Genomic DNA, 4,537 nt, shown 5'->3' on the forward strand with positions numbered 1-4,537 from the left:
GCGGGCTGCGCAGGCGACACAAGCACCGCAACGAGGGAGCGAACACCGTGAGCGACCGAGTGAGGAGCGCAGCGAGCGTGCGCAGCCCGCAGCGGCCGGGGCTTTGGAGGCCGTCACCGCAACACCACTCTATCGCATATAAACAGCCGACAGCAACACCACTCTATCGCTTATAAACTACCACTCCACAAACGTGTTATACCCACTCCCGGCATCTCTCAACAAACAGTGTTCACCTATCGGCTGTTCATACCACTTGTACCTGACACAGACAGTGTTAACAGGGCCAAATCCGCAGGCACGGCGAGGAGCCAGACACTGAATCTAGGCGTGAACCGGTCACGAGAGCCTCTCAACTCGGACTCCGAGGATATCTCTCCAGTACGACGGTGACTCCCACGGCGCTCACAGAATATCTGTCGACTGGAACCGGAGATAGCCAAGTCCGAGTGGTAGCACGAGCCAGGCCGCGAGAATGGCGAACCCAGCCCACGTCGGGAGGGAGAATGAGGCCGATACCGGGTACGATAGTAGCTCGTCGAACGTGGGAATTATCGCTCGCGTCGCGTAGTCGACTGCTGCCGTCGGGTTGAGTGCGTGGACAACGATCAGCCAAGGAGGGGCGCCGGAATCTGGGGGCGTGTAGCCGACAGCGATCGTCTGTAGAATTGCCGTCACGATATCCCAGCCTAACTGAAAGACGACGTAGAGGCCCGCCGCACCGATAAACGCCGTCTGCTGAGACCGCATCAGCGACGAGAACCCGATACCGATTGCGACGTAGACCGCACCGTAGAAGACCGTCAATACGGTGTAGAGGACAAACGGGACGGCCGCGAAGGACTCGTAAGTCGACAGTGCGAAGACGGCAACGACGGCGTAGCCACTGAGGATCGCGATAGTCAAAACGGCACACCGGCCGATGAACTTCCCGAAAACGACATCACGGCGTGAGTTCGGTAAGCCGAGCGTGAGCTTGATGCTCCCGCTGTCGCGCTCACCGGCGATGGCCCCGTATGAGATCCCCAACCCCAGCATCGGGACAAAGAAAGCCATCGGCTGACCCATACTGTTGAGCAGTGCCAGCGTGCTGGTCGGAACATCGCTATGGGCGTACATCTGCGGGACGTGCTGAATCGCCGCCCAGAGTCCGGAGACGACGACGAACAACAGCGTGGTAGCGAGGAACGATCCCGAACGGAGCGAGTCGTTGAAGTCTTTTCTGACGACCGCAGGGAGGGACATTTGTCGAATAAGTGCCCGGGTTGTCAATAAACCTTGAGAGCCGCTGGCCCCGGTTTGCCCTCGGTTCCCTGTGTTCGGCACGGCCGCCGAATCCTCTCACTAACGGAGAACCCAGACGGAGATAATAACACCAAAAATAGCTACCTTGTTCGGGTGTTAGCACCATCTCGGGCCAAGGTCCTCGACCTCATCCTCGGTACCGTATCCGGATTTGTGCTCATCGTCGTGAGATCGTACATCGGTACGAAGATGGCGCTACACACCTATTTCAGTCGGGACTATGATCCCGATTCCGCGGAAACCGGACGCGACGTTCCCGGGGAGACGAGGTCGGACGAAACGAACGAGTGACGGGTCAGTCGTCCGCGCTCGGTCGGAGGGCGGACCCTTTCGGGGCCGTCTCGCTCGGCGGTTCGACGGGACCTTCACGGACGACCGGCGGCCAGCGCACCTCGGTCGCGACCGGGTCGTCGAGAGGGAGTTCCATCCGAAGGTCGCCGTGCCGCTCGACCGTCCGGAAACCGACCTCGTGATACACGTTCCGCGCGACGCGGTTCCCGGTCTCGACGTGTAACACGAGCGCCTCACGGTCCGCGGCCGCGGCGTCGGCGACCAGCTGTCGGCAGAGCTCGGTTCCGACGCCCCGTCCCTGCACCGCGGGGTGGACGAACACCGCGATCTCCGGGCGATCAGCGTCCGTGGGAGTGTAAACGGCGTGACCCCGGATCTGGCCGTCTCGTTCGGCGACCACGTTGCTTCCGTCGGCGAGCAGGCCCGTTACCCAGTCGACGCGGCGGTCGTAGTCCGCGGGCGGAATCCCCTGTGCTCGCTCCGCGGTGCCGAAGGACTCGTACATACCGAGGAGACGGTCGATGTCGTTCGGTCCGGCGAACCGGACGGTCCACCGTGCCCCGTGTTTATCGACGAACCGAGGGCATCGCGGCGGGCAGTGAACCGTTCCCTCACACTGATTCCCGTCCCAGCCGTCGCAGGCGACACCGGTCGTGTCGGTCTCCATGTTCGGCCATCGGGGTCGTGTCGTGTTATACCCTGACAACTGTGTTCACTCGGTGGGAACGCCGCCGGCACCAGGCGTCCGGGCGGTCCGGTGGACACTGAGCCGTTCCCGGGTCGGGGGCCGGAGCCACGCTACTCCCGGACCAGCACGATCCCGTCACGGAAGACGGCGTGGTTCGGGAGGACGTGCTCGCCGTCGTCGGTCTCGATGTGGGTGACGAACAGGTCGACCTCCTGAACGATCCCCCGCTGGCCGGCCACCCGAACCTCGTCGCCGATCCCGTACGGCTGGCGCAGGAGGAGGAACACGCCGGCGGCGGCGGCCGCCAACAGGTCCTTCGTCGCCAGCGCGGTCAACACCACCAGCGCGAGCGCGTACGCGCCGAGCAGCACGACGAGCGCGAGCGTCTGGACACCGACCTGCGCGAGCGCGATGAGCGCGGCGACGTAGACGACGCTGTACTTCACGAGCGTCGGGATCACGGTGATCTCGGGGAGTTTGATCTCCCTGAAGCGCTCGGCGACGAGTAGCTCGGCCTTGTCGCCGACGACGACGCCGATGATGACGACGATGACGGCGACGAACAGGCGTGGGACGAACGCGGCGAGGTCGGCCCAGAAGACGTCGGCGAACTCGACCTCGGAAACGCTGAACGCGACGATGATCGTCACGGCGAGGATGAAGTACGTCGACAGCTTCGCGACGATCCGCACCGTCGACGTCCCGAACTCTCGAGCGGTGCGCTCGAACGCGGTCCCTTCGATCGCCTCCGGAACCCCGGCCCGCCGGAGGAGTCGACGATTGACCGCGCCGACGACGTACGCGAGGACGGTCCCGACGACGAGGACCGCGAGCGCCAGCCAGACTCGGTCGGGGACCGCATTCAGCAGTTCGGCGGGCGTCTGTGTAACGGCGGTTCCCACCGAAGCGGACACGGACACGACCGACATCAGTACTCCTCCGGATCGATCTCCAGTACCAGCCGTCCGCCTTTAAACGCCCGAACCAGCCCGTCGGACTCCGATAAGACGATCGCGGTCGCGTTGGTGTCTCGAGTGATCGCGCCGCCGGCCATGTGGCGCGCGCCGAGCCCTTTCGGGATGTCGACGCCCTCGGCGGCCGGTTCGAGGTAGCGGTACGCCGACACGATCTTTCCGGAGTCGGAGACGACGAACGCGCCGTCCAGCCGCGAGAACTCCTTGAGCATGACGTTCACGATCGGGTCGCCGACGTGGACGTGTGACTTCTCGAACGGGTTGTACGAGAGGGCGCGCGATTTGTTCATCACCTTGCCCGCGTCGCCGACGACGAACAGCGCGCCCACCGGCTTCCCCTTCTGTCCCTTCTTGCCCAGCTCGATCGCGACCTCGAACACGTCGCGGATCACGCCGGGGTCGGCACGGGAGTCGACGAACAAATCGTAGATGCCGGATTCTGCGGTCTCGTCGACAGTTACCCGGACGACCGCGTCCGATTCCCCCTCGAAGACGGAGACGACGCAGACGACCTCGTCGCCTTCCGTGAGCAGGTCGGCGTCCATCGCACCCTCGATCCCGAACCGGATCCGATCGCGAACGTCGCGGAACGGTAACGGCAGCTCGACGAACCGCTCCGCGCCGACGTCGTCGTCGGGCGCGGCGACGATGATGTCAGTGTCGTCGTCGCCGTCGTCGACATCGGTGAACCGGTCGTGGAACGAGGCGGTCGGCGAGAACAGGATCACCGCATCGGCGTCCGCGACGAGGTCGGCCAAGTGGTCGGTGAGTGACGCCATCGACCGGATAGGACACCCGCTCGACGTATAATCGTTGTGACGCGTCATACGTGCGTCCGACGCGGTCGCGCGTCGCTTATATGCGTCACGCCCGTCGTTCCGACGAGATGTCGACCCGTGACGCCCTGTGGGCGTACCGCGATCGCTTCGGCGACGCGTTCGGCCGGACGTACTTCCGCCGGTTCGGCGCGGGCGTGGCCTCCAGCGTCGGCCTCGGCACGTACTTCGGCGAGCCGACACCCGAGGTCGACGACGCGTACCGCGCGGTCGTTCGGCTCGCGCTCGCGTCGGGGGTGAACCACCTCGACACCGCCGTGAACTACCGGTGTGGCCGCTCCGAACGTGTCGTCGGCGAGGCGCTCCGTGAGGCGGTCGCCGACGATGTCGTCGATCGCGAGGCGGTCGTGGTGGCGACGAAGGGCGGGTTCCTCCCGTTCGACGGCGAGCGCCCGGACGACCCCGCTCGCTACGTTCGCGAGCGCTTCGTCGACCGCGGGCTC

The 4,537-nt window shown here is 64.8% G+C and carries 5 protein-coding genes; 1 reads left to right on the forward strand and 4 read right to left on the reverse strand.

Annotated elements, in window-relative coordinates; translation table 11 throughout:
• Positions 1-405: 405 nt before the first annotated feature.
• From ACFQEU_RS11865 to dacZ, 4 genes are all read right to left on the reverse strand, one after another.
• The gene (locus ACFQEU_RS11865) at positions 406-1,245 is read right to left on the reverse strand and encodes an ABC transporter permease (protein ID WP_379782389.1); all 840 of its coding nucleotides are present in this window, start codon (positions 1,243-1,245) and stop codon (positions 406-408) included.
• A gap of 355 nt (positions 1,246-1,600) precedes the next feature.
• Complete coding sequence (locus ACFQEU_RS11870) at positions 1,601-2,263, reverse strand: GNAT family N-acetyltransferase (protein WP_379782391.1); 663 nt, start codon at positions 2,261-2,263, stop codon at positions 1,601-1,603.
• A gap of 131 nt (positions 2,264-2,394) precedes the next feature.
• Positions 2,395-3,213, reverse strand: coding sequence for a mechanosensitive ion channel family protein (locus ACFQEU_RS11875; protein WP_379782393.1), 819 nt, complete (start codon positions 3,211-3,213; stop codon positions 2,395-2,397).
• Complete coding sequence (gene dacZ / locus ACFQEU_RS11880; protein ID WP_379782395.1) at positions 3,213-4,037, reverse strand: diadenylate cyclase DacZ; 825 nt, start codon at positions 4,035-4,037, stop codon at positions 3,213-3,215. Before dacZ ends, ACFQEU_RS11875 begins: the two co-directional genes overlap by 1 nt.
• Positions 4,038-4,144: 107 nt before the next feature.
• Here dacZ and ACFQEU_RS11885 point away from each other — a divergent pair.
• On the forward strand, positions 4,145-4,537 hold a 393-nt coding region (locus ACFQEU_RS11885), incomplete at its 3' end, for an aldo/keto reductase (RefSeq protein ID WP_379782397.1).

The sequence above is a fragment of the Halorubrum tibetense genome (genome assembly GCF_042661865.1).
GTDB lineage: Archaea > Halobacteriota > Halobacteria > Halobacteriales > Haloferacaceae > Halorubrum > Halorubrum tibetense.